A 25379-nucleotide genomic window follows, 5' to 3' on the forward strand; every position below is an offset into this window, starting at 1 on the left:
ACTGCGACGGCCGGATCAACTGAGAGCCGTTACAAAACTTACTCCGCCATTTTTCATCGTATCGGCTCGGGCTTGTTAAGGAAATAGGCGCCCGGGCAGGATATGTAAAACTTTAAATACAAGGTTAACAAACGAAAGGGAGCTTGCAGAAAAGCCCGGAAATGCGGCGTTTTTTGGTTAACGATCATTCTGTGGAAATCACCTCCACCCATCTTACAACCATAATACCCATACATCAATTCGTTAACAAAATTACACGTAAAAAGTGAACTGGTAATATTGTACTATTGATAGGTTGATTCATCTGCGCCGCCTGGTTCAGGAAACCTGCGCAGTTATAGGTGCGGATAATGTGGCTTTTACGTTAGAAGATGTGATCATAACGGCATATTGGCGCAGTTGGCTCAAACAGCGACTTATGGCGGTTGAAACTCTTTGAATAAGTCCGTATTTGCGTCTGCAAGATATTAATAGAACTCACAGCGATCACTTTACATCGCATGAGCTTATCAAACACGCAGAACGCGCGTGTTCAGGAACTTAAAATGACAAAGATTATCTTCGTATCTGCCGATGGTGCTTCACGCATTGAAGTTGAGGCTGATAACGGATCAAGTGTGATGGAAGCGGCTGTTCGCAATGGCGTGCCGGGGATTGATGCCGAATGCGGCGGTGCTTGTGCCTGCGCAACCTGTCACGTCTATATTGACGATGAATGGACAGAGGTTGTCGGCGGACCGGACGCTATGGAAGAAGACATGCTGGATTTCGCTTATGAGCCGCAGCCCAATTCGCGTCTTTCTTGTCAGGTCCGTGTAAGCGACGAGCTCAATGGTGTTGTGATCAGGGTGCCAGAACGCCAGAACTAAGAACGCATTATATAAAGATGCCGCTGAAATGTGTTGATGCACCTCAGCGGCATTTGTACTTTTCGGCTACTGAACCATCTTTTCGAGCTTATAGGTCAGCAAGCGTTCAAAGCGGCGCTCGAAGTTGATGGTTTCAACACGATCAAAGCGTTCCTGCTCTTTATCATGCGCTGCCATCAGCTTTTCCGTGACCTTATCAATGTCAGCGCGGAGCGTGACGCAATCTTTGCGGCTGCGTAGGGACCGTATTTCACGTTCCATTTCGCTCGCATGACTGCGGGCAATCACGATATGGCTTTCTTCGTGGCGGCGAATATCCTGATAAAGCGTATCCCAGATCAGTGCGATTTCTGGCTCAGCTTTGCGGCGCTGTTTCCAGCGCGGCAGCATGACCTTAGCGTGAACGTTCACATAAACATCCTGCACCTTGCAGGCTTGCTGACCTGTGGCACGACCATAACGAACTTTGGCATCAAAACGAATTTCGGCTGCACCCGGATGATGCTGGCCGGTTTTTTTCAGAAAAGGCCCGCTACGCGATAATGCTTTGTCGAGATCTTCCGCAGTCTTTCCGTTCACATTATAATAGCTAAAGGTACGGAAAATCGAAGCAGCCTGCGCCTGTGGAGCAATGACGGCAAAAGCTAGTCCCAATGCCAGAACTCGTTTTTTCAAAGACATGTTCCGGCACCTCTTCATAAACCAGAAAGAAAATTGCAAATTCATTGATGAGCAACATGGCATGCAATCGTCAAGAGAACTATAACGCATTCATAAAATGGCACACTCAGCAGAGCGTTCAGTCAGCAGCGTTAATAAACAATTGGAATATCATTGAATGATCAAACAATGGCAGCTCGCCCATGGCCGTAGCCTCCAATTGGGTTCAAAATCGGTCATCATGGGTATTTTGAACGTCACGCCGGATTCATTTTCCGATGGCGGTAAGCATATTGAGCTGGATAATGCGCTGGCAGCTGCAAAAGCGATGCTCGACGAAGGCGCTAGGATAATCGACGTGGGCGGTGAATCAACCCGTCCGGGTGCGACAAATGTCGATGCAGAAACGGAAGCCGCACGCGTTGTGCCAATCATTCGTGCGCTGACCGAGCATTTTGGCTGCATCATTTCGATTGATACCTATCGCGCTTCAACAGCACTACTTGCGGTGGAAGCGGGCGCGCATATCGTCAATGATGTGTGGGGTCTGCAAAAAGAGCCGGAAATTGCAGCTGTTGCGAAAGATACAGGTGCTGGGATTGTCATCATGCATACAAGCCGTGACCGGGAAACCGATGCAGACGTGATTGCGGATCAGTTCGCCTTTCTGAACAAATCGCTCGAAATTGCGGGCAGGGCAGGCATCAACGCTTCTAATATCACGCTTGATCCGGGTTTCGGCTTTGGCAAAAGTCAGAATGAGGACATTGCGCTGATGGCGCACATGGAAGAATTGCAGCGTTTCGGTTATCCTCTGCTGATCGGAACATCGAGGAAGCGCTTTATCGGAGCGATGACAGGGCAGGCCGAGCCTTCGCAGCGCGATGTAGGGACTGCTGCAACTTCGTTAGCGCTGCGTTTGGCAGGTGCCGACATTTTCCGCGTTCATAATGTCGCGTTTAATAGAGACGCTCTTGCAGTTGCTGATGCTATCCTGCAAAGCAGAGCAAGTTCACAATAGGAAAAGAGCCGTGTACACTATCCGCATTATGAATTGCGCCTTCTTCGCGCATCACGGCGTCTTTGACGAAGAAAATAAGCTAGGACAGCGCTTCTATGTCGATGCAATACTCGATGTTGATGCGGGTTCATCCTTGGAAAACGACGATATTGAAGGCACTGTTCACTACGGCATCGCTTTCGCCGTCATTCAGGACATTATCACTGGCCGTCAGCGTTATCTGATCGAAACACTTGCGCTGGATGTCGGCAAAGCTTTGACTGAACGTTTCCCGCAGATCAAACGCGCCGAAATCACCATTCGTAAGCCAAATGCGCCGGTTCCTGGCGTGCTTGACCATGTTGAAGTCACGGTGGTTTATCCGCGCTGATGAGCAATGAATTGCCTTATCGCGCCTGGCTTGGGCTTGGCGGCAATATTGATGATCCTATTGCATCGATGGCGAAAGCCTTGAGGCTACTTGATACGCGTGACGATACGAACGTCATCGCCGTTTCAAACGTCTATCGCACACCGCCATGGGGCAAGACGGATCAGGCTTGGTTTCATAATGCCTGTGCGGAAATTGAAACCGTGCTTACACCGCTTCAATTGATTGAAATCTGTCTCGATGTGGAGCGTTCGCTCAAACGCGTGCGACTTGAGCGCTGGGGACCGCGTATCATTGATATTGATATTCTGGCGATGGAAACGAAGGCGGGCGAGGCGATCATCATGAATGACGCGACGCTTGAACTGCCGCATCCGCGCATTCAGGATCGGGCCTTCGTGCTGGTTCCACTCAATGATATTGCGTCGGAACTTGAAATCGCTGGTAAAAGCGTTTCCGAATGGAATGCTGTATGCACAAGCGCAGACATAGAAAAAGCCCGCACAGATGCGGGCTGGTGGCTTGAAGAATAAATAGCTTTAGTTTTTAGCGATACTGCCGACCGCGATATTATCAACGCGCTTGAGGCTCATGCCGATTACCGGGACGAGTTCTTTTTCAACGCGCACAGAAACCGTGACATTCATCGTGTTCTTATCGGCAACACGAGCAAGCATAGCGCCGTTCAGTTCTTTGCGGTTCAGCCCAAGAACGACCTTGTTGCCGGAAACCGTACCAGACGTAACGTTCAGGCCTTTGCCTTCTGCACCATCATTAAACTTACCGGAATAGGTTGAACCATCGCGTGTGATTGTTGCTTTCATCGCCTGCGAGAAAACACCAACGCGGCAGGTGCCATCAAGTGTCATGCCGACTGCGGCATCAGGCGTTGTACCAGCGAGATTGCAGACGAATTTGGTGCCTTTGTATTTACCGGCAACAATTTCACCCGGACCGGACCACTGTCCTTCGATTGTCTGGAAAAACTGTTCATCCTTATCTGCGGCCAGAGACGGCGCAACGAAAAGCGATGCGGGCAGAAGCGTGAGGCATGCAGCGATGGTGTTTTTCATAGTCAGCTCTGTCCCGGAATTTTTGCCTGAAGGGCACGCTTCCAATAGATGATTTGTAAACACGCCGCAACCAAATGGCAGAGCGTTTTATGGTGCAAGGATCGCAGATTCGAGCACCCTATATTCACGTCTTATAATCGTCGCGAATGGTTAACGCTTCGTTTTCATCGCCATTAAAGCTGACAGGTTTACCCAGAATAAAAAGCTATTTAGCCACGATCCTTTGGCTTTACAGCCTTATCGCCGTTTAAGCGAGCGATATCACCAATAAAGTCGCCAACACCGGGACGTTTCTCTGAATTAAACGGGAAGGGCCGAACCACATCCATAGCGGCAATGCCTATACGGGCAGTCATCAAGCCATTAACAACACCTTCGCCGAGTTTTGCCGAGAGGCGCGATGCAAGCCCATGACCGATCAGCTGTTGAATGACACTATCCCCCATGGCAATCGTGCCGGTGACGGCCAGATGCGCCACGACGCGTCTCGCGAGCTTAAGGAAACCAAGCGTTCCGGGGCGCCCACCATAAAGCTGTGACAGTCGGCGGATGAGACGCGCCGATTCAAAGATCACATAGCCAATATCAACAAGTGCGCGCGGGCTGATAGCTGTGACAATCGAAACACGCTTTGACGCATTGAGGATTAATGCACGTGCTTCACGGTCAAGCGGGCGCAGGATTTCAGTCTCGGCAAGACGAATGAGATTGCGACCATCAATGATCTCATCAGTCAGGCCATCAAGCATTTGCCGACCGCGTGCAGTTTCCGGCAAGCTTGCCGCGATTCCGCGCAACTCATCGACCGCTTTACGCGCAGCTGCCATATCATCGCGCTCAGCCGCATCAGCCGCATGCTTTCGCAAGTGCTGAACCGAAGCCAGTCGTCGAAGAGCCATCAACTCGCGCGCAATAATTGCCACAAATGCTGCAAGCGCTACCATCGCCACGCCAAATGCGGCCCAACCCAACCAGTCAGCGCGGGAGAAGAGTGCCTGAATGAGGTCTTCAATCCAGATGCCAATGGCGAAGGACGCAAGAATAACCAGCGCACCAAATAAAACCTTGCTCAACGACCAGCGACTACGTGACGGCGCTTCAAAAGCCGGATCCAGAATCTCAAGCTCTGCAGCTTCTTCTTCACTCAGCGCAAAAACATCAACGTCTGGTACGACTTTTTCAAGATCGGTAACGGCGCGTGGGCGGCGAGGTGTTTCTGCCGCTGCAACCTTTTCCGCAGGTTGCTGAACAATAAAGGCCGCTGGTTTGCGTGGAGGCTGCTCACTCATGCCAGACGATCTCCAATCAAAAACTGCAATGCCCGATCAAGCCGGATATGCGGCAGCGAAAGCGTGATGCCTTCAGCCGTTCGCTCGAGACGTGGAGGGCGAAAACGAACAAAACGGATGGCAGGATCATCATTCGAAAGCGATGGCTCGAATATTACATTAGGGTTCTTTGGTAAATCACCGGGAAATATAGCCGTTTCTGTTTCACCATCAAAGATTTCACCGTCGATCCGCTCGCCTTTCAGCGGCGTTCCGATGATAACGGGCAGCGTATCTTTGCCTTCTTTAACAGTTGCTTCGCGAGTAGCGCGAACAGCGGCCATAGCAAGAACTTCAATGTCGGCCCCGGAAAAATCCGCCCGTTCAATGGCGCGTTCGACCAGACGGCGAACAATTGCTTGCAGACGGTCATGGCTTTCATGATGCAGGTGATCTGCCTTGGTGGCGGCCACCAAAATACGACCAATGCGGCGCTGAATAAGCCCCGTCAGCAGATTGGCACGGCCCGGACGGAAGCAGGAAAGAATATCGGTAATTGCGCGTTCGAGATCAGCAACCACCGCACCACCGGCATTCATGGCCTGCATTGCGTCAATCAGGATAATCTGGCGATCAAGCCTTGCAATATGCTCGCGGAAAAACGGCTTTACGACATGCGTTTTATAGGCTTCGTAACGGCGCTCCATCATTGCAGCCAGACTGCCGGTTTTGAAATCTTCCGGCTTCAGATCAGGCAATGGCGCGAATGTGAGGGCAGGTGAACCGTCCAGATCACCGGGCATCAGGAAGCGCCCCGGAGGAAGCGTCGATAATGCACGCTCATCGGCCTTACCGGCACGCAAATAGGCAGTAAAACTCTTAGCTAACCGCTGCGCCGTCAGTTCATCGGCATTATGCGAAGGCGTGATCGCGTGCGCGTCGGCAAGCCACGCAAGTGCCAGATCCTTGTGTGTTGGCTCATTGGCAAGGGCAAAGGAATCGGCACTGAACTCTCGATAAGTTTTGCCAAGCAGGGGCAGGTCGAGAAGCCATTCGCCCGGATAATCGACAATATCGACAGAAAGCCGTCCGGGTGAGAGCCAGCGCCCCCATGCCGATGCCGTTTCATATTCAATTGTCAGGCGAAGCTGCGATATCGCGCGCGTTGAATCCGGCCAGATCCGCTCATCAAGCAGCGCTGAAAGATGTTCTTCATATTGAAAACGTGGAACTGCATCGTCTGGCTGCGGCTCAAGCTGCGAGCGCGATATGCGCCCGGATTTATAAGCTTCGAACAGGGGCAAACGACCGCCATGCACCATATTGTGCACCAGAGCCGTGATGAAAACGGTTTTGCCCGCGCGGGACAGACCAGTGACACCAAGCCTTAGCGAAGGAGACATCAAGCCGGTCGCCCGATCTGTCAGCGTGTCGAGTGCGATCCGTGCTTCATCGCCGAAACTGGTCAGTTTTACCAATTGTGCCCTCGTAGAAATTACGTCCTGTCAAAGCCATAGATAGGAACTTATGAGGCATATCAACAAGGTGCCAGCAATATCGCTGTAATGCGCAGTCAGCGCGGGACAACAAAACTTTCAAGAAAACCCTGCTTCTGCGCAATCCCTGATAACGGTCCATCAAATTTGAATGTTGCGAGTGCAGCGGTGGGAAAACCTGCCTCAAGCCGCGCTATGCTTTGTGTATCTCCGTCGCCCGCAAGCGCTAGCGCGAGATCCTCAATGCTAGGATTATGCCCAACCAGCATTAATTGCTCTGACCCGGAGTTGTTCTTGATAGCCTGTAAATATTCAGCAGCCCCGCCGCTATAGATCGTCTGATCAATAATCGTTTCAACATCGATCTCAAGTCGTTCGACTAAACCGAATGCTGTTTCGCGAGTCCGGCAAGAGGCCGACAGCACAATCCTGTCCGGCAGTGAGCCGGATGATTTCATTACTTTTGCCAGTCCATCCAGTGAAGCTATGCCTTCTTCATCCAGTGATCTGTCAAAGTCCTTCATGGCGGGTTTTGGCCAGATTGCCTTGGCATGGCGAAGAAGAAACAGACGACTCATAGCGGACTCCCATAGGCATTTTGAGGAGGATCGAATACATTTCATGCCACAATTGCTTCAAAATAGGGATACGGATTTCAATTTCAGCCGCTTTTTCTATGAAAAGAATAAATATGCACAGGTAGTTTTGCTGCAATATTGGGCATAGCATTGATTGAGGATTGTCCTTATGCGGTAATTATGTTTCGTAAAAAGTTGCAAGACTGCCTATTTGAAGCGTTTTACAAAAAACAAAATCGAATAATTTAAATTTTTCATTTTAGTTGCTTATAATTTCATCATAATCACATAATTTTGATGAACTAAAAAATAGCAAGCAGCGTGTGTTTAATGTTGTGTCATTGATGTGATCGACTTATATACCGCACGCGTCTCCTAGATGTGGGGTAATTCAGAATGAGTGAATTGATCGACCTTGACTATAGGCCCACTGAAGACGAGCCGTTCATGAATGAACGGCAGAAGTCTTACTTCCGTGGAAAGCTTATTGCATGGAGGAATGATATTCTGCGCGAAGCGCGCGAAACTCTCGACGCGCTACAGCAGGAAAATGCAAACCACCCGGACCTGGCGGATAGGGCATCCTCCGAAACGGATCGGGCCATTGAACTTCGCGCTCGTGACAGACAGCGCAAACTGATTTCCAAAATCGATTCAGCCATTGGCCGTATTGACGAGGGGACCTACGGTTTTTGTGAGGAGACCGGCGATCCAATCAGTTTGAAACGGCTGGATGCACGACCAATCGCAACGCTTTCCATTGAAGCACAAGAGCGCCACGAGCGCCGCGAAAAGGTTTATCGCGACGATTGATTTATTTCAGTCGAACAGAAATTTATAAGGCTGCGTTTTCGCAGCCTTTTTTCTTTGCCTTATAACTCAAACAAAAAAGGGCGTCAGCATTTCTGCTGACGCCCTTTTTAGATTATGTATTTAATTAGAACTTACGGGTTTCATCGCTGGTGAGTTCACCGAGCAGTTTTTCCATTTCGTCTTCGATGCTGTCATCTGGCTTGCTGCCTCTAGGAGAAATATCGAGCGAACCAAGCAGCTCTTCTTCAAAAATATCTATTTCGAGCATTTCCGGTTCTTTATTGCCTGCAATATCGACACCATCTGTCGCAAGATCAGCCATGATGGCATCATGCAGTGCGCCGCCAATATCACCCAGATCATCTTCAAACTGTGGTTCAGGCTCTGAAGCAATCACGACAACAGGCTCTTCTTTTGCTGTTGCTACAATCGGCTCTGGTTCTGATCTAAACGCAGGCGCAATATCAGCAACTGGGCTCACTTCAGGTGCAACAGCCTGCGGGTTCGTCGTCTGTTCATTGGCTGGCGTGACATTACCAAGGTTGGCAGCTGCAACGCTTGCAGCTGCAGCAGCACTGGCCGCAGATGTAGAGCTCAAAACACCGCGCGATACCTGACTTAGCGGATAAGCCGGGTGCAAGCGAGGTGACTGCGGCTGCTCAGACGGATGCGCAGCTGGAAGAACTGTGCGCGGCTGCGGCGGATAATTAGGAGCTGGGCGAGGCGGCTGTGGACGCGCTGGAGCAGCGACCGCTGGTGCTTCAACTTTTTTCGGAGCCTGCGATGTAACTGGAGTTACAGGCGGTGCTACCGGCGGGCGTGGAGGTGCACGAAACTGCTGGGCTTCAGGAGCAATCTGTTGAACTGGCTCAGGTTTACGCTGGGCAACAGGCTCAATTGGAGAGTTGAGCTGAATGGCTTCGTCTTTTTCGACCACTTGAGCGACAGGCTGAGCAAGTGCTGGACGCTCCGCAATATCCGATGTGACACTGGCTTCATGCTGACGAAACCGCTCAATATGTTCCGGCTCAATACGCGAAGGCTGCAAACGTGGATTTGCTCGGGCTTCCATGACGATGTTTTGCTCAACGACAACATCGGTCGGGCCACCGATCAGCAAAAGATGCTCGACATCATCGCGGCGGATCAGAACCAGCTTACGGCGCCCGTCAACGGCTGCTGCATCCATGACTGAGAGCCGTGGCTGACGGCCTGTTCGACCGTTTGTGGAAAAACCACCGCCACTGAACCGCCGGATAATGCTCAGAACAACGAAAATTCCGCCAAGAATGATCGCAAAAATGAGGATAAAGCCGATAATGTTTGCAGCACTTTCCCCAACAAGACCGCTGAGCCATTCTTTCATGCGGGTAACCCTCTCATACTAAAACCAATAATGTCCGTGACGGAAACTACAATTCCCCGCGCTTCAAATCACAGGACAACACATTTCTCGTGCAACACTAATTCAATTTGTCTCACTTGGGAATGTTCCATCCATTTGGCTGAAACATATGATCCCCAGCCAAAACAGTGCAAAACACGCCATCTCACGCTGTTTTAAGGCCTGCAAGCTTGTGCTGTCAGGCGATTAACGCATTCTGCGAATCGTATATACCCTGCAATATGCGTCAAAATCTGGCAGAAGATATAAAGCTGGAAAACGAAGCAGGGAACGTGATTGGTTTTGCTTGATGAATAAGATAGCGCGTAAGCTGAAACAAACAGCAGCGGGACGATTTGCGGCCCTTGTAGTTCAGCTAAACAGCATGAAAGGGCAGTGGGCCTGATGTCGCGACCGACGGACAATAATTATCCGAAACCGCTCGTCATGCCGAAGCGTGGCTCAAGTTCAGCTTTACGGCTGCTCGTCATCGGCATTGTGCTGACGGTTGCGGCACTCGTCTATTTCGTGTTCCGCGATCAGCTTGGCGATGGGTTTGCTATCGTTCTGATGGGCATTCTGTCGATGATCGGCGTGTTCTATCTTTTTGGCGCTGCAACAGGTCTCATTGAGTTCAGTCAGCGTCATGGCGGGCGAGATCTTGAGCATCGTTTTATGGATACGATGCCAGAAGGCACTGTGATTTCGGATGCGCGCGGCCAAATTGTTTATGCAAATAATGCTTATGCCGGCATGACAGGTGTCGCTGCTGCTGATGGTGTGCGCTCGCTCGATAATATTCTCACAAGCGAGCCAGCTGCGTCCGACGCAATCTATCGCCTGACAAATGCGGTGCGCGATGGCCTATCCGCGCAAGAAGAAGTGCGCATTTCCGGCGGCCTTTCACGTGACAGCCACGGCTCTGCATCTCCGGTCTGGTATCGCATCAAAGCACGCCCTGTTGATGGCGGACAGGACTATAAAGGTCAGCTCGTCGCTTGGCAGATCGCAGACATTTCGGATGAACGCGCCGAACAGGAGCGCTTCTTTCAAGAATTACAGGAAGCAATTAATCATCTTGACCATGCGCCTGCAGGCTTTTTCTCAGCTGATCCTTCGGGCCGCATTATCTATCTGAATGCGACGCTTGCCGAATGGCTTGGCGTTGACCTGACGCAATTCACGCCGGGCTCGCTCACGTTGAAAGACATTGTTGCGGGCAGTGGCATGGCTCTTATTAAGGCCGTCAAAGCAGAGCCGGGCACCAGCCGCAACACCGTGATCGATCTTGATCTTATCAAGCGCAATGGTCAGAGCCTTGCTGTACGTTTTTATCACCGCGTACAGGCTGCCCGCGATGGTACGCGCGGCACAAGCCGGACCATCGTTTTGGATCGCGCAGAGGGCGAAGATTCGTCCGCCGCTCTTCGTTCCGCCGAAGTGCGCTTCACCCGCTTCTTCAACTCCGCTCCTATGGCCATTGCTGCCGTTGATGCCGAAGGCCATACGCTGCGCACCAATGCGCGTTTCCTCGATATTTTTGCACCTGTGGTTGATCGCGATGCCGTCGATAATCGTGTGAAACTCGAAAACGTTGTGCATGAACGCGATCGCGAAACCTTCAATAAGGCGCTTGCTGCAGCTTTCGCAGGTCAGGCAAGTATTTCGCCGGTTGATACAGTGCTTCCTGGCAACGAAGACCGCCATATCCGTTTTTATATGAGTGCTGTTACCGATCTTCGTGAAACCAGCGAAGAAGCGGCGATCATTTCTGCGGTGGAAACCACTGAGCAGAAAGCGCTCGAAAATCAGATGGCGCAAAGCCAGAAGATGCAGGCAGTTGGCCAGCTGGCTGGTGGTATCGCGCATGACTTCAACAACGTATTAACCGCGATCATCATGTCGTCGGACCTGTTGTTAAGCAATTACCGCGCTTCTGATCCGTCGTTCCCGGATGTCATGAACATCAAGCAGAATGCCAACCGTGCTGCATCACTCGTGCGGCAGTTGCTGGCATTCTCGCGCCGTCAGACACTTCGTCCAGAGGTTCTGGATCTGACCGATGTTCTGGCCGATCTGCGTATGCTGCTGGCGCGTCTGGTGGGCAAGGATATTAGTCTCAAGATCGAACATGGACGCGATGTCTGGCCAGTGAAGGCTGATCTTGGTCAGTTTGAGCAAGTCGCCGTCAATCTTGCTGTCAACGCACGTGATGCCATGCCAGATGGTGGCGAAATCACGCTACGCACACGCAATGTCAAAGCGTCGGAAGCGGCCAAGCTCAATTATCGTGAGCTACCTGAAGCCGATTACGTTGTCTTTGAAGTCGAAGACAGCGGAACTGGTATTCCTGCTGACGTTCTTGAAAAAATCTTCGAGCCGTTTTTCACCACAAAGGAAGTCGGCAAGGGCACTGGGCTTGGCTTGTCTATGGTCTATGGCATCATCAAGCAGACCGGCGGCTTCATCTACTGCGATTCCGAAGTTGGCAAAGGCACAACCTTCAAAATCTTCCTGCCGCGCCACGTTGAAGAACAGGGGGCAGACAATGCACCTGTAGCGGTCAAAGAAAAGAAGGTCGAAAAAGCAACCGACCTTTCTGGATCTGCAACTGTGCTTTTGGTTGAAGACGAAGATGCGGTGCGTATGGGCGGCGTGCGTGCATTGCAGTCGCGTGGCTACACCGTACATGAAGCGGCATCCGGCGTTGAAGCGCTTGAGGTTCTGGAAGAACTCAATGGTCAGGTGGACATTATTGTCTCGGATGTTGTGATGCCTGAAATGGATGGGCCAACTTTATTGCGCGAACTCCGCAAGACCCATCCAGACATCAAGTTCATCTTCGTTTCGGGTTACGCAGAAGACGCATTTGCACGCAATCTTCCAGCAGATGCCAAATTTGGCTTCCTGCCAAAACCTTTCTCTCTCAAACAGTTAGCAACTTCTGTTAAAGAAATGCTGGAGAAAGAAGATTGATGCCAGAATGCAGGGCAGAAAATCATGCGTAAGCGTGAAATCGCGATTTTCGGCGGCGGGCCAGCCGGGCTTTTTGCCGCCGAACATTTGTCGGCAATTGGGCACTCCGTCAGCGTTTACGAGCAAATGCCCACCGTCGGGCGCAAATTTATGCTTGCCGGAAAGTCCGGCCTCAACATCACCCATTCCGAAGATTTCGCACAATTTGCGCAGCGCTATGGTGCGAGTAATCGGCATCTCCGGTCTGCCTTAGAACACTTCACGCCGCAAAATTTGCGCGATTGGGCAGATGCGCTGGGTGCGCAAACCTTCGTCGGTTCATCCGGTCGCGTCTTTCCAAAAGCCATGAAAGCATCGCCGCTTTTACGCGCATGGATAAAGCGACTGGAAGCACAGGGTGTCAAAATTCTGATTCGCCATAAATGGACAGGTTTTGAGAATGGCAAGCTGATCATCGAAACGCCCTCAGGTATAGAAGCAATAACCTGTGACGCAGCACTGTTTGCCTTTGGCGGTGCTAGCTGGCCAAAGCTGGGCTCTAACGGTGCATGGATCGAACCATTCACCGAGCAGGGCATTTTGTCCGCTCCGATGCGTCCGGCCAATTGCGGCTTTGATGTAAATTGGAGCGATTTTTTCGCCGAGCGTTTCGCAGGCGAGCCGGTCAAGTCTGTGACCATCACCAGCGAGGCAGGTGTAACGCAGGGTGAATTCGTGATCACACGCGGCGGTGTGGAAGGCAGTCTTGTCTATGCGCATTCAAGCGCTTTGCGCGATGCGCTGCAACAAAATGGCCATGCAGACCTCATTCTTGATCTCGCGCCTGGGCGAAGCCTTGAACGGCTAACACATGATATTAACCGACAAGACAGCAAGCTAAGTATCAGTAATTTATTGCGAAAAGGCGCGGGGTTAACGGGCGTCAAGGCAGCTCTCATGTTGGAATTCCAGCGTGAGAAAGATACTGCCAAGCTGGCACAGACTATCAAGGCATTGAAAATTCCGCTCGTCCGTCCGCGTCCGATTGAAGAGGCGATATCCTCGGCAGGTGGGATAGAATGGCGAGAGCTCGACGAGCATTACATGCTTACCAAATTGCCTGGTGCGTTTGTCGCTGGCGAGATGATCGACTGGGAAGCACCAACTGGCGGCTATCTTCTGACCGCGTGTTTTGCAACGGGCTTAGCAGCAGCGAATGGCATAGATAACTGGCTCGCGAAAGGCAGTTAGTCACGTTAATATCAAAGAGGAAATGCGATGCGCTTTTTAAAAGTTACCGGTTCCATTCTCCTTCTTGCTATTCTGGCTGTCGTCTTATGGCTTGGTTTTCGTCCGCCCGAACTTCTTAAAGTTGGCAGCGGCTATGCTGCCAAGATCGTCTGCTCGAATGTCTTTCTGGCCAATCGTGATCCGCAAGAGGTGCTCGCACTTGATGTGCAGGCCCCCGGTCATCCTTTACTGAAATTTGTCGATGTTTCAGTCGATAATGCCAGCGAGACAGTTACCGCCCATATTTTTGGTTTCTTTGCACCGAGCAAGGCCGTTTATCGCCCGGGGCTTGGCTGCGCCAATGTGCACGACGTCGATTTACGCCCTTCATTGAACCAGCCTATGGATGCAGCAGCTCTCATTGCCGATGTGAATATCAATCCGGCAATACAAAGCATTATCGAAAACCCGACACTGGCAGGGCCGGGGATGCGCGCGATTGGCGTGTTGAAAGACGGCCAGATCATCGCTGAAACTTATGGACTAGGCTTCGATGCAAATACCCCCTTGCTTGGCTGGTCGATGACCAAATCGGTTATGGCTACGCTGATTGGAATGCGTATTGCCGAAGGCAAGATGGATTTGCAGCGCGATCATCTCTTAGCGGAATGGGAGAGCGACGACCGTTCAAAGATCAGGCTTGCTGATTTGTTGGCGATGGAAAGCGGGCTCAAATTTGATGAGGATTATGGCAGCGTCACCGATGTGACGCGTATGCTGTTTCTCGAAAACAATATGACCGAATTTGCAGAATCGTTGCAGCTCGAAGCGCAACCTGGCACAAAATTCAACTATTCCAGCGGTACAGCCAACATTTTGTCGAAACTTTATATGGAAAGCTTTGATACACCCGAACAAGCGCTCACCTACGCGCAAAGCGCGCTTTTTGAGCCATTGGGTATTGCGAGCGCCACGCTCGAAGTTGATGCTAGCGGCGTTCCTGTTGGCTCATCTTACCTTTATGCGAATGCACACGACTGGCTGTCTATCGCGCGCCTTATTCTCGATGACGGTAAAGTCGGCGACAAACAGCTTCTAAGTGAAGATTTCATTCGCCTGATGCAAGCGCCGTCCAAAGCCTCTGACGGCTGGTACGGGTCAGCACAGACTTGGCTGCAAGCCGCAGGTGTTAAAGCCGGAACAGAAGGCATTCCGGCAGATGCCTTCTGGATGTCGGGTCACGATGGTCAAAGCATGATCATTGTTCCATCGATGAATTTGGCGATTGTTCGGCTTGGCCTTACACCATCACGCACTGGATATAAGGTTCCTCAACTTCAGGCGGCAATCATTCAGGCTTTGCAGCAGGCAGAGTGAGGTCCACAAGATTGAGCTTACGGAAATCGCCACCGCTTGGATTCTGAAATGGATAGAGACCAAACTCTGGCATTACTGCATAGAGATGGTCGAAAATATCGGACTGGATCTGCTCATAAGAGGCCCAAACGGTTGTGTTGGTGAAACAATAGACCTCCAGCGGCAAACCATCTGGTGTCGGGTCCATCTGGCGCACGAGAAGCGTCATGCCCTTGTGAACGTTAGGGTGATTCCGCAGATAGGTTTCGACATAGGCGCGGAACGTGCCAATATTTGTAAACCGGCGCGTATTGACCGGGTTTTTTGCCTTATCGCCAAGCTTAGCATTCCAGTCAGCGATTTCCTTTTCTTTCTTCGAAAGATAGCCCGTCAGTTGATCAATGGAGGCAAGGCTTTGTAACTCATCTTCGCTTAGAAAGCGGATTGTTGCCTGATCGATGAAAAGTGCGCGCTTGATGCGACGGCCACCCGATTGCTGCATTCCGCGATAGTTTTTCATCGGTTCGGTGATGAGTTTGCGGATCGGGATTGTGGTGATCGTCTTGTCGAAATTCTGAACCTTGACCGTATAGAGCGCGATCTCAACCACATCGCCATTGGCATCAAGGTTTTTCATCTCGATCCAGTCGCCGACACGCACCATGTTGGATGAGGCAATCTGCATACTGGCAACGAGTGAGAGCAGCGTATCCTGAAAAACCAGAATAAGCACGGCAGCCATGGCGCCAACACCAGACAGCAGGATCACAGGCGAGCGATCTAGAAGCGTTGCAATGATCAGCACCACCGCGACGAGGTAAATCACGAGCTTGCTGACCTGTACATAGCCCTTGATCGGACGATCTTTGGACTCTTCACGGCGACTATAAAGCGTATCGACAACGCTGAGCGCCGCACTGACTGTAAAGGCCAACGTCAGAATGATAAATGCAATGGCAACATTGCTGATAACTTTTAATGCGGTCTCTGGAAGTTCAGGCACAGCCACAATGCCCGTCGCAATGATCAGCGCCGGAACAATATTCGCCAGATGCGCAATCACGCCATGTTGCTTGAGTTCTTCATCTTGACCAAAAGCAGTCTTCTGAACAATCCGGTCCAGAATTTTGAGCAATATGGCTTTAATGAGAAAATTTGCCACAAAGGCCGCAAGGAAAAGACCTGTAAGGGCGGCAACAGTCTGCGCCCAAGGATGGGCAATAAAAAATTCCGACAATATATTTTCCCGAATAGCTTGGTGATTTTCAAGAGTCCTACGTGTCTGAACCGCTGAAATCAACCTTTCGGCCTCATTTCAAAGAAAATCCCGGCCAGTGGCCGGGACTTTGTTCGCGATACAACGAGTATTTCGCATTATTGGGCAGGCGCAGCAGGTGCGGCCGGTGCCGGGGCTGGATCAGCCATTGGCGCTGGTGAGGCCGGGTCAGCCGCTGGCGCATCCGTGGCTGGAGCATTTGTCTCTCCCGCTGCGGCAGGATCAGCAACACCATCAACAAACAGCACCGAGCGATCAAAGGCAGGTGCCTCGGTTAGCTGATCCTTGGTGGCTTTGATGACGAGCCATTTCTTACCGTCACTGCGTGTTGCAAGCTGCAACTGATCGGGGCTAACAGCCACATCCTTCTGGCCAACGCCCAGGAAACCACCAACACCGATAACTGCGGCCTGAACTTCACCATCGGGGCTAACGATCAGATCATTGAGATTACCGACAGAGGCTGCATCGGCTGCATCACTTTCATAGACGGTCTGTCCGATGAAACTTGAAACGAGCAGCTGGCCATCTTTTGCTTCTACAAAACCAATCTTTTCAGATTCTGCAGCTGGGGGGCTACCAAACATATTCTGGGAAGAAACTGGAAGCTCTGCGGCGGCAGGTGCAGCTTCAGTCGGTGCGGGAGACGCTGTCTGGGCAAAAGCCGAACCACTAATCAGCAGCGCACATGTCGTTGTCAGCAGTGTTGTTCTAAGCATAATCATCTCCTTTGTTCATCTTGTTCCATTAGTTGAACGTAGAGATCTGAATAGGGTTCCAATTTTTAATATAATTTTTTCTGAGTTCTGCTGCTTAGGAAAAATAATTCAAATGTACCAAAACAAAACAGGCCGGAATGATCCGGCCTGCTTTTTATATTCAATTGAACTTCAGATTAACTGCAACCGCTCGTAGATCCACAGGTGTCGCATTTCAGGCAGGTGCCATTGCGAACCATAGTGAAGTTCTGGCATTCAGAGCAACTATCACCCGTATAGCCCTGCATCATCGACTTGATACGACGATCTGCTTCAAGCTTTTTGGCTGCATTGGTCGTTTCTGCACGGGCAGATGCTGCATCAGCAGCTGCTTTGTCAGAAAACAGTTCCGTTGCTGCAACATTATCCTGCTGCGGTGCTTGCGTTGGCTGTTGTTCAAACTCGCGTTTCAACGCTGTCGCACCTTCGGTCATCAAACCAACCGCTGCCGGGCGCGCCGCAGAAGCTTTCAGCGTGGTAACATTGGAACCTTGTGGTGCCGATGTGACCGAACCCTTCGGTTCCGTACCGGACTGTGTGTTCGACACAAGCGTTGGCTTGTAGCCACGTGTCCAGCCGGTTGAAACGAGATTGGTTTTGCCTTCCTGAATGCCCTTGCCAAGTGCAGTGTTCGAGAAATCGCTCGTATCGACATGCGCAAGATCGTTGCGGCCAAGATAGGACACGGCCAATTCACGGAACACATAGTCGATGATCGATGTCGCTGTCTTGATCGCATCGTTGCCGATGACCATGCCAGCAGGCTCGAACTTCGTGAAAGTGAACGCTTCGACATATTCTTCGAGCGGCACACCATATTGCAGGCCGAGGGACACAGCGATGGCGAAGTTGTTCATCATCGCACGGAAAGCAGCGCCTTCTTTGTGCATATCGATGAAGATCTCGCCGAGGCGACCATTACCAAATTCACCTGTGCGAAGGTAAACCTTGTGACCGCCGACAACAGCCTTCTGCGTGTAGCCCTGACGACGGTTCGGTAGTTTTTCACGCTCATGAACGATCTTTTCGATGACCTTCTCGACAACGCGTTCGGTGATCTGAACTGCGCGCGCGGCAGCAGGTGCTTCGATCAGTGCTTCAACCGCATCATCTTCGTCTTCATCATCCGAGATCAGCGATGCATTGAGCGGCTGCGAAAGCTTGGAGCCGTCGCGATAAAGCGCATTCGCCTTAAGAGCGAGTTTCCATGAAAGCAAGTAAGCGCTCTTACAATCTTCAACGGTCGCTTCATTTGGCATGTTGATGGTCTTCGAGATCGCACCCGAAATAAACGGCTGTGCCGCTGCCATCATCCAGATGTGGCTTTCCACCGAGAGATAACGCTTGCCGATTTTGCCACATGCATTGGCGCAATCGAAAACTGCATAATGCTCTTCTTTCAGGAAGGGCGAGCCTTCAAGGGTCATCGCGCCGCAAACGTGAACATTTGCTGCTTCAATTTCCTTTTTGCCAAAGCCAATTGCTGGCAGCAATTCAAATGAGAAATCGTTGAGCTGCTCATCAGTCAGCTTCAAGACGTCCTTGCAGAAATCTTCGCCAAGCGTCCACTTGTTGAAAGCGAACTTGATGTCGAAGGCGCTCTTCAGAGCAGCATTCAGCGCTTCAATCTTCTCATCTGTAAAGCCCTTGGCTTTCAGAGTCGAAGGATTGACGCCCGGTGCCTGATTGAGGTTGCCATGACCGACAGCATAGGCTTCGATTTCAGCGATCTGGCTTTCAGAATAGCCAAGTGTACGCAGCGCTTCAGGAACGGCGCGGTTGATGATCTTAAAATAGCCACCGCCAGCCAGCTTCTTGAACTTTACCAGTGCGAAATCAGGCTCGATACCCGTGGTATCGCAATCCATGACGAGGCCAATCGTGCCGGTCGGCGCGATAACGGTTGCCTGTGCATTGCGGTAACCGTGTTTTTCGCCGAGTTCCAGCGCCTTGTCCCAAGCAGCACGTGCGTGAGTGATCATGTCCTGATCAGGGCAATCTTCGGCAATCAGACCAACTGGATTAACGGCCAGACCTTCATAGCCGTCGTTTTCGCCATAAGCAGCACGACGGTGATTGCGGATAACACGTAGCATGCTCTGAGCATTTGGCTCATAGCTTGGGAATGCGCCAAGTTCTTTGGCCATTTCCGCAGATGTCGCATAGGAAACGCCGGTCATGATTGCAGTCAACGCACCACAGATCGCACGACCTTCGTCGGAATCATATGGAATGCCGGACGTCATGAGTAGGCCGCCAATATTGGCGAAGCCCAGACCAAGCGTGCGATATTCATAGGAGAGGCGGGCGATTTCCTTGGAAGGGAACTGCGCCATCATCACCGAGATTTCGAGAACCATCGTCCAGAGACGCGCGGTGTGCTCGTAAGCTTCGATGTCGAACGAGCCATCCTTATTGCGATAGGTCAGCAGGTTGATCGACGCCAGATTACAAGCCGTGTCGTCGAGGAACATATATTCCGAGCACGGATTGGATGCGCGAATTGGACCCGCCGCAGGGCAGGTGTGCCAATCATTCATTGTGGTGTTGAAGTGGAGACCCGGATCAGCCGATGCCCATGCCGCATAACCAATCTTTTCCCAAAGATCGCGGGCTTTCAGCGTCTTCATCACACGGCCATCGCGGCGCGCGGTCAGGTTCCAGTCGCCGTCATTTTCAACAGCGCGTAGGAATTCATTCTTGAGTGAAACCGAGTTATTCGAGTTCTGGCCCGAAACAGTCAGATAGGCCTCTGAATCCCAATCGGTATCATAGGTCTTGAACTCAATGTCCGTATAGCCCTGACGCGCAAACTGAATGACGCGCTTGACGTAGTTTTCAGGTACCTGGTTCTTCTTAGCAGCCTTGATTTCGCGCTTAAGAACAGGGTTCTTCGATGCATCGAAACAGTCGTCATTATCGGCTTCGCAATTGACGCAAGCCTTCATGATTGCAGTTAGATGCTGCTTGACGATCTTGGAACCAGTGACAAGAGCAGCAACTTTCTGCTCTTCCTTCACCTTCCAGTCGATATATTCTTCAATATCCGGGTGATCGACATCAACAACCACCATCTTGGCTGCGCGGCGTGTTGTGCCGCCAGACTTGATCGCGCCCGCCGCACGGTCGCCGATCTTGAGGAAGCTCATCAGGCCGGAAGACTTGCCGCCGCCCGAAAGCTTTTCGCCAGCGCCACGCAGATGCGAGAAGTTGGAGCCTGTACCAGAACCATATTTGAACAGACGGGCTTCGCGGACCCAAAGGTCCATGATGCCGCCTTCGTTTACCAGATCATCGCCAACAGACTGGATGAAGCAGGCGTGTGGCTGCGGATGCTCGTAAGCGGATTTCGATTTCGTCAGTTTTCCGGTCTGCCAGTCAACATAGAAGTGACCCTGACCCGGACCGTCAATGCCGTAAGCCCAATGAAGACCAGTGTTGAACCATTGCGGGCTGTTTGGCGCCACGCGCTGCGTCGCCAGCATGTAAGCCAGTTCGTCGCGGAAAGCCGACGCATCTTCTTCAGAGTTGAAGTAGCCGCCTTTCCAGCCCCAATAGGTCCATGTTCCCGCGAGGCGATCGAAAACCTGACAGCCGTCCATTTCGGAACCAAAACGCTCTTCTTCCGGCAGCTTCGCCAGAGCATCTTCATCCGGGATCGAACGCCAGAGCCACGATGGGACATCGTACTCTTCAACTTTTTTAAGACGGGCAGGGACGCCGGCTTTGCGGAAGTATTTTTGCGCTAGAATATCGGCTGCTACCTGGCTGAACTGTGCCGGAACATTGATGCCTTCAAGGCGAAATACCACCGAACCATCGGGATTCTTGATCTCACTCGTCGCTGTGCGAAATTCGATCTCCGCATAAGCTGACTGGTTTTCTTTCGTAAAACGGCGTTCGATCTTCATCTGTCCCATCCAAACGTTCTATATATAGTAGCAGACTGATCAATTTCAGCCCGAGTTCAGCCTTGTCACACGAGCCACAACCGGCGTCTTGCATATTCGTTTCGAACATCCTCCCAATGCGGGAGGGCAATCATATCGAGGAGCGATCTCCTCAAGGATTCTTTCGATCAAATGCCTCAAACAGGGCATGATCAACGTTCCAGCCATGAGGCCAGTTCTAGACTCATTCATACATGCTGACGGATAAGGTTTTTGCTTATCTAGTATGTTATCATGATTGAAAATACTAAATCTAGTATTAATCCGACATCAGCACCAATAAACAGAAATCTTTCCACTAGGCTAAGTATCTGAAATTCAGACGCAAAAAATCTCGTGCGATAAACGTATTATCTACGCAACGCCCGTTACTCAACCGACTAAATTGAAGAAAAGGCCGACATAACTTCACGCTCGGCCACGCCACTTACGCAACGACCGTTTCATAAAAAACGACTCGGACATGAGCGTCAAGCTTTGGTTTACCATATGGCTTAGAGCGCTAGATATTGTGATCGAGCTCTGGGGGTAAATGTGGATAACGGGGAGAATGACAGATATATGAATGTCAGCTCAAATAATGCGGTGACACATGCCAATCAGCAACACCGGCCATTATATCGAGGCAATATCTGACGAAATAGCGACTTGTGGCGCTGGCAAAGCCATCATTCAGCAGCAATAGCCGTAAGCGACCCGTCAAAACCCAGCAAAATACGCTTGAGATCTGTTTCATCCACACGCTCCGCAGCCTGACGAGGGGATACCCACTCACAGATACGCTGCTCACGCTCCGGCCAATCTTTTGCACGCTCGACGAAGTGCAAAGCATAAACTGCCACCGTAAACTGATTGATGCATTCCGGCGGAAGATCGTTTTTGCAATAATCAAAGCTGCCAATCGGATGAGATGAAATCTCCCCGCGCACGCCAGCCTCTTCATAAGCTTCACGCGCAGCCGTCTCAGCAAGGGTACGGCCCACTTGCGGCCAGCCCTTAGGAATGACCCAACGGCCCGTTCCACGACTGGTAATGACGAGAATTTGCCGTTCGCCGGCCTCAAAGCGGTAAACAAGAGCCGCAACTTGTTGCAAACGACCAGAAGGCGTCAGAATACGCTTCTCCGTTGCAACAAATTTTTTAGCCTGTGTTTTCACCGCGAAAGTCCCACCATTTTCAAAACAGAATGGATTGATTCGCCAAAATAACAATGGATTTGTTTGACAGGGTCTTTCGATAAGAAGCTTAAAATGCTTTTATTTTTAAGGCCTTGCTTAAATTAGTAAACGCAACGCTTTAGCTAAATAGCTTGAAGTCACGCCTCCATACAATTTCGGCAGACTTTCAATATAGTGCGATTGCGGCAGCTTTACCACCGCAATCGACTTTCATTTATTTTCGTTTATCCGCGTTTTCCGCCAGCGATTGGCTCCTGATAGGTGAAGCCCATATCCCACGGGAAATAAATCCACGTATCCTGTGAGACTTCCGTTACAAAAGTATCGACGAGTGGGCGGCCTTTCGGCTTAGCATAAACGGTAGCGAAATGCGCCTTCGGCATCATTTCGCGTACGATAGCGGCGGTTTTGCCGGTGTCCGTTAAGTCATCAACGACAATCACGCCTTCGCCGCCATTTTCGAGAAGCGGTGCGCTGATGCCTTTGAGAATTTCCATTTCGCCTTGCGATGTATAATCGTGATAGGATGCAACGCAGACAGTTTCGATCAAACGAATGCCGAGTTCACGGCAAACGATAGCTGCTGGAACCAAGCCGCCACGGGTAATGGCCACGATAGCGCGCCATTCCTGATTCATATCAGCAATGCGCCAGGCAAGCGCACGGGCATCACGGTGGAACTGATCCCAGGAAACGGGAAAGGCTTTATCAGGCAACGACATCGAAACGCTCCATGGAAAATCCGGGAGTTTCACTCCGGATCTGTCAAACCAAAAATGCGCGATGACGGGTGCCATTCGCGCTGAACTGTCTGGATCTGCCGCTTTCCCTAATGCGCGCACAGCATTTCATATGCATGCTGCACAAGAAGGAAAGGCTCTCCGCCCGGCACAGTCAGCGCCGGGTGATGCTGATAACCGCAAAAAGACCTTTTGCGCAAGAGCGGCGTGAGACCCCACGTCCTTTTAAGGCCAAAAATATAGCGCGGGACCGCATAAAACGGACCGGCGCTATAATTATTCTTAGCGTGAGAACAGGGTCAGGATGGGAAGGTCGTTCAACATCGAACGGGTAACACCGCCGAAAACCAGTTCGCGCAATCGCGAATGGCTATATGCGCCCATCACCAGAAGATCGGTGCGATGCGCGATGATATGCTCACGAAGCACATCCTGTGCGCTACGACTATTGGATGCAAGCGGAGTGAGACTCACATCCACCCCATGCCGCGACAAGGCTTCGGCCAGTTCGCTGCCTGCAAGCGCTTCGTCTTCACCTTCGCGCTCTGGTGGATCAATCCAAACCAGTTCCGAGCGGCTTGCATGTCTCATGAAAGGCAAAGCGTCGAATGCTGCGCGCGATGCTTCCCGCTTGCCATTAAATGCAACCACAATGCGATCAATGGCTTCCATGGCAACGACGGGCGCATGAGGCACCAGCAAAACAGGGCAGCTGGAATTAAACACCAGCGTATCGGCTGTTTCATCATTGGTTGCTGGATCATCCGGATCGGGCTGACCTGCTACCAGCAATTCAGCGCCGAGGCACGAGGTTAGCACACCATCGGCAGCAGTTCCGGTTTCAGAACGCGTGATGCGGAACTCATGATTGATTCCCTGACGGCGCATTTCATCTTCAAACTGCGCTTTCAGATGCTCCGATATTTCTTTGTGCTGCTTATCATGCAGCTCAAACATGCCCGGATCGATAAAACCATTGGGATCTGCATACACGATGGGCGAGGGAACAGAATAAAGGCCGATGACATGAATGTCATGCGTTCTGCGCGTCAGAAGAGCAACTGCAGACAAAATCCGCTTCAGTTCTGCCTCGCTGCGGGAATAGGCCACGACCGTTTTGTAGGACATATCAGATCTCCTTCCGGCTATATTTCATTCTAACATATGATGGTGGTTGCGCTTGGGTAATAACTATTACCTTCACGCCGCACCTTGTTCTTGCAATGTGGCAATCATCGCTTCGATTGCAGCAACCGCCACGTCGATTTTTGCTTCATCACTGCCACGAACAACCAATTCGGTGCTGAAACGACCATTTTCAAATTTCGGATATGATCCGATTATTGTTTCCGGGTTTTCTTTCTGAATTGCTGTTAGCGGTGCGCCGATAACACCTTCACCAAATGGACAGCGCACAGCTTTGGATAAAAGTTTACGGCCAGTTTTCAGCGTCGGCAAAACATTGTCGAGCATAGCCTGAAACACCGACGGCACACCTGCCATCACATAAACATTGCCAATATGAAAGCCGGGTGCAGCAGATATCGGGTTATCGATATGCTCTGATCCTTGTGGCATACGCGCCATGCGTTTACGCGAGTCGGTGAACTCAAGTTCGCGCTTGGCATAATTATCAGCCAAGAGTTTCATAGCCTTTTCGTCATAGATGCACTGCACTTCAAAAGCGCGCGATACGGCATCGGCGGTAATATCATCATGAGTAGGGCCGATGCCGCCCGACGTGAAAATATAGTCATAGCCGGGGCGTAAAGCATTGAGCGCTGTAACGATGGCGTCTTCATCATCAGGAACGATACGAACCTCTTTGAGATCAATACCGGCAGCCGTCATCACATCGGCGAGATGACCGATATTTTTATCTTTTGTACGTCCTGAGAGAAGTTCGTCGCCAATAGCAAGCATTGCAGCCGTCACGGCCTGCTGCGGGGTATTCGTCATGCCCAGACTCCATTCTGTATATGCACAGTTAATCCCCGGCAGATGAAAGCTGCAACTGGTTTTCTGTGTTTTTCAAAGTGGAGACCCCGCATACGACTGATTGTTATCAATATAACTTTTATTCAACAAAAACGTTGCGGGCTATTTTCTAATTTTTTTCCACTGTCATGAAAACCAGTTGTTACAACTGCTCAAAACCGCTTGAATTTGCTTCACAAATCATGACATAGAAAGTCTTAGCTGCGGTCGTGGCGAAATTGGTATACGCAACGGACTTAAAATCCGTCGCCTTTTAGGCTTGCGGGTTCAAGTCCCGCCGACCGCACCACCCGTCTTCATTGATAAAACAATACTATTTTACTCATGTTTTGTGTTTCGCGCTTGTTTGCGGCGCGAAAGCCATGTAGCCATGCGAAAATAGTATTGTGAATGCAGAAAGCCGACC

21 protein-coding genes and 1 tRNA gene are annotated in these 25379 nt (G+C 51.0%); 9 read left to right on the plus strand and 13 right to left on the minus strand.

Annotated features, from left to right (window positions below; genetic code table 11):
- Positions 1–545 precede the first annotated feature (545 nt).
- Positions 546–869: a 2Fe-2S iron-sulfur cluster-binding protein gene (locus WH356_RS03130; protein WP_250040736.1), complete on the plus strand. Its 324-nt coding sequence runs from the start codon at positions 546–548 to the stop codon at positions 867–869.
- A gap of 66 nt (positions 870–935) precedes the next feature.
- Here the strand turns inward: WH356_RS03130 and WH356_RS03135 are convergent, their stop codons facing one another.
- Complete coding sequence (locus WH356_RS03135; protein ID WP_339508750.1) at positions 936–1550, minus strand: DUF922 domain-containing Zn-dependent protease; 615 nt, start codon at positions 1548–1550, stop codon at positions 936–938.
- Positions 1551–1707: 157 nt separating this feature from the next.
- On the opposite strand from WH356_RS03135, the gene folP reads away from it, so the two are divergent.
- From folP to folK, 3 genes are read left to right on the plus strand one after another with little or no spacing between them, the layout of a single operon-like run.
- On the plus strand, positions 1708–2550 hold the full coding sequence (folP, locus tag WH356_RS03140) for a dihydropteroate synthase (RefSeq protein WP_339508751.1): 843 nt from the start codon (positions 1708–1710) through the stop codon (positions 2548–2550).
- A gap of 10 nt (positions 2551–2560) precedes the next feature.
- Positions 2561–2920: a dihydroneopterin aldolase gene (folB, locus tag WH356_RS03145; RefSeq protein WP_310010102.1), complete on the plus strand. Its 360-nt coding sequence runs from the start codon at positions 2561–2563 to the stop codon at positions 2918–2920.
- Entirely contained in the window at positions 2920–3453 is a 534-nt protein-coding gene (folK, locus tag WH356_RS03150; protein WP_339508752.1) for a 2-amino-4-hydroxy-6-hydroxymethyldihydropteridine diphosphokinase, read from the plus strand. Before folB ends, folK begins: the two co-directional genes overlap by 1 nt.
- 6 nt (positions 3454–3459) lie before the next feature.
- On the opposite strand, the gene WH356_RS03155 is transcribed toward folK, so the two are convergent.
- The 4 genes from WH356_RS03155 to WH356_RS03170 form a co-directional block, all read right to left on the minus strand.
- Entirely contained in the window at positions 3460–3993 is a 534-nt protein-coding gene (locus tag WH356_RS03155; protein ID WP_250040729.1) for a hypothetical protein, read from the minus strand.
- A gap of 209 nt (positions 3994–4202) precedes the next feature.
- Entirely contained in the window at positions 4203–5282 is a 1080-nt protein-coding gene (locus WH356_RS03160) for a YcjF family protein (RefSeq protein ID WP_339508753.1), read from the minus strand.
- Complete coding sequence (locus tag WH356_RS03165; protein WP_339508754.1) at positions 5279–6739, minus strand: YcjX family protein; 1461 nt, start codon at positions 6737–6739, stop codon at positions 5279–5281. Before WH356_RS03165 ends, WH356_RS03160 begins: the two co-directional genes overlap by 4 nt.
- A 95-nt stretch (positions 6740–6834) precedes the next feature.
- Positions 6835–7335 (minus strand): SixA phosphatase family protein, encoded by a 501-nt coding sequence (locus WH356_RS03170; protein ID WP_339508755.1) that lies wholly within the window; start codon positions 7333–7335, stop codon positions 6835–6837.
- A 396-nt stretch (positions 7336–7731) separates the two neighbouring features.
- Here WH356_RS03170 and dksA point away from each other — a divergent pair, with 396 nt between their 5' ends.
- Positions 7732–8148, plus strand: coding sequence for an RNA polymerase-binding protein DksA (gene dksA / locus WH356_RS03175; protein ID WP_250040726.1), 417 nt, complete (start codon positions 7732–7734; stop codon positions 8146–8148).
- 124 nt (positions 8149–8272) lie between these two features.
- Here the strand turns inward: dksA and WH356_RS03180 are convergent, their stop codons facing one another.
- Positions 8273–9514: a flagellar biosynthetic protein FliO gene (locus WH356_RS03180; RefSeq protein ID WP_339508756.1), complete on the minus strand. Its 1242-nt coding sequence runs from the start codon at positions 9512–9514 to the stop codon at positions 8273–8275.
- A gap of 423 nt (positions 9515–9937) precedes the next feature.
- On the opposite strand from WH356_RS03180, the gene cckA reads away from it, so the two are divergent.
- From cckA to WH356_RS03195, 3 genes are read left to right on the plus strand one after another with little or no spacing between them, the layout of a single operon-like run.
- Positions 9938–12508 carry a cell cycle histidine kinase CckA gene (gene cckA / locus WH356_RS03185; RefSeq protein ID WP_339508757.1) on the plus strand — a complete coding sequence of 857 codons (2571 nt, stop codon included), beginning with the start codon at positions 9938–9940 and terminating at the stop codon, positions 12506–12508.
- A gap of 24 nt (positions 12509–12532) precedes the next feature.
- Complete coding sequence (locus WH356_RS03190) at positions 12533–13738, plus strand: TIGR03862 family flavoprotein (protein ID WP_339508758.1); 1206 nt, start codon at positions 12533–12535, stop codon at positions 13736–13738.
- Between the two features lie 27 nt (positions 13739–13765).
- Positions 13766–15094 carry a serine hydrolase domain-containing protein gene (locus WH356_RS03195; protein ID WP_339508759.1) on the plus strand — a complete coding sequence of 443 codons (1329 nt, stop codon included), beginning with the start codon at positions 13766–13768 and terminating at the stop codon, positions 15092–15094.
- On the opposite strand, the gene WH356_RS03200 is transcribed toward WH356_RS03195, so the two are convergent.
- The 7 genes from WH356_RS03200 to WH356_RS03230 all read right to left on the minus strand — a co-directional run bounded on the left by WH356_RS03200 (position 15066) and on the right by WH356_RS03230 (position 24934).
- Positions 15066–16310: a mechanosensitive ion channel family protein gene (locus tag WH356_RS03200; protein WP_339508760.1), complete on the minus strand. Its 1245-nt coding sequence runs from the start codon at positions 16308–16310 to the stop codon at positions 15066–15068. The two genes, WH356_RS03195 and WH356_RS03200, sit on opposite strands and share 29 nt — an antisense overlap.
- Before the next feature lie 137 nt (positions 16311–16447).
- Entirely contained in the window at positions 16448–17068 is a 621-nt protein-coding gene (locus tag WH356_RS03205; protein WP_339508761.1) for a PRC-barrel domain-containing protein, read from the minus strand.
- A gap of 176 nt (positions 17069–17244) precedes the next feature.
- Complete coding sequence (locus WH356_RS03210; RefSeq protein WP_339508762.1) at positions 17245–21018, minus strand: vitamin B12-dependent ribonucleotide reductase; 3774 nt, start codon at positions 21016–21018, stop codon at positions 17245–17247.
- Between the two features lie 707 nt (positions 21019–21725).
- A complete protein-coding gene (locus WH356_RS03215; RefSeq protein WP_339508763.1) occupies positions 21726–22214 on the minus strand; it encodes an NUDIX hydrolase in 489 nt (162 codons plus the stop codon).
- 245 nt (positions 22215–22459) lie between these two features.
- Positions 22460–22957: a xanthine phosphoribosyltransferase gene (gene gpt / locus WH356_RS03220; protein WP_339508764.1), complete on the minus strand. Its 498-nt coding sequence runs from the start codon at positions 22955–22957 to the stop codon at positions 22460–22462.
- A gap of 300 nt (positions 22958–23257) precedes the next feature.
- Positions 23258–24103, minus strand: coding sequence for a universal stress protein (locus WH356_RS03225; RefSeq protein WP_339508765.1), 846 nt, complete (start codon positions 24101–24103; stop codon positions 23258–23260).
- Positions 24104–24175: 72 nt separating this feature from the next.
- Entirely contained in the window at positions 24176–24934 is a 759-nt protein-coding gene (locus WH356_RS03230; RefSeq protein ID WP_339508766.1) for a competence/damage-inducible protein A, read from the minus strand.
- A 242-nt stretch (positions 24935–25176) separates the two neighbouring features.
- On the opposite strand from WH356_RS03230, the gene WH356_RS03235 reads away from it, so the two are divergent.
- A tRNA-Leu gene (locus WH356_RS03235) sits at positions 25177–25262 on the plus strand.
- Positions 25263–25379: the final 117 nt, after the last annotated feature.

Source organism: Ochrobactrum sp. MYb379, assembly GCF_037479515.1.
Lineage (GTDB): Bacteria > Pseudomonadota > Alphaproteobacteria > Rhizobiales > Rhizobiaceae > Brucella.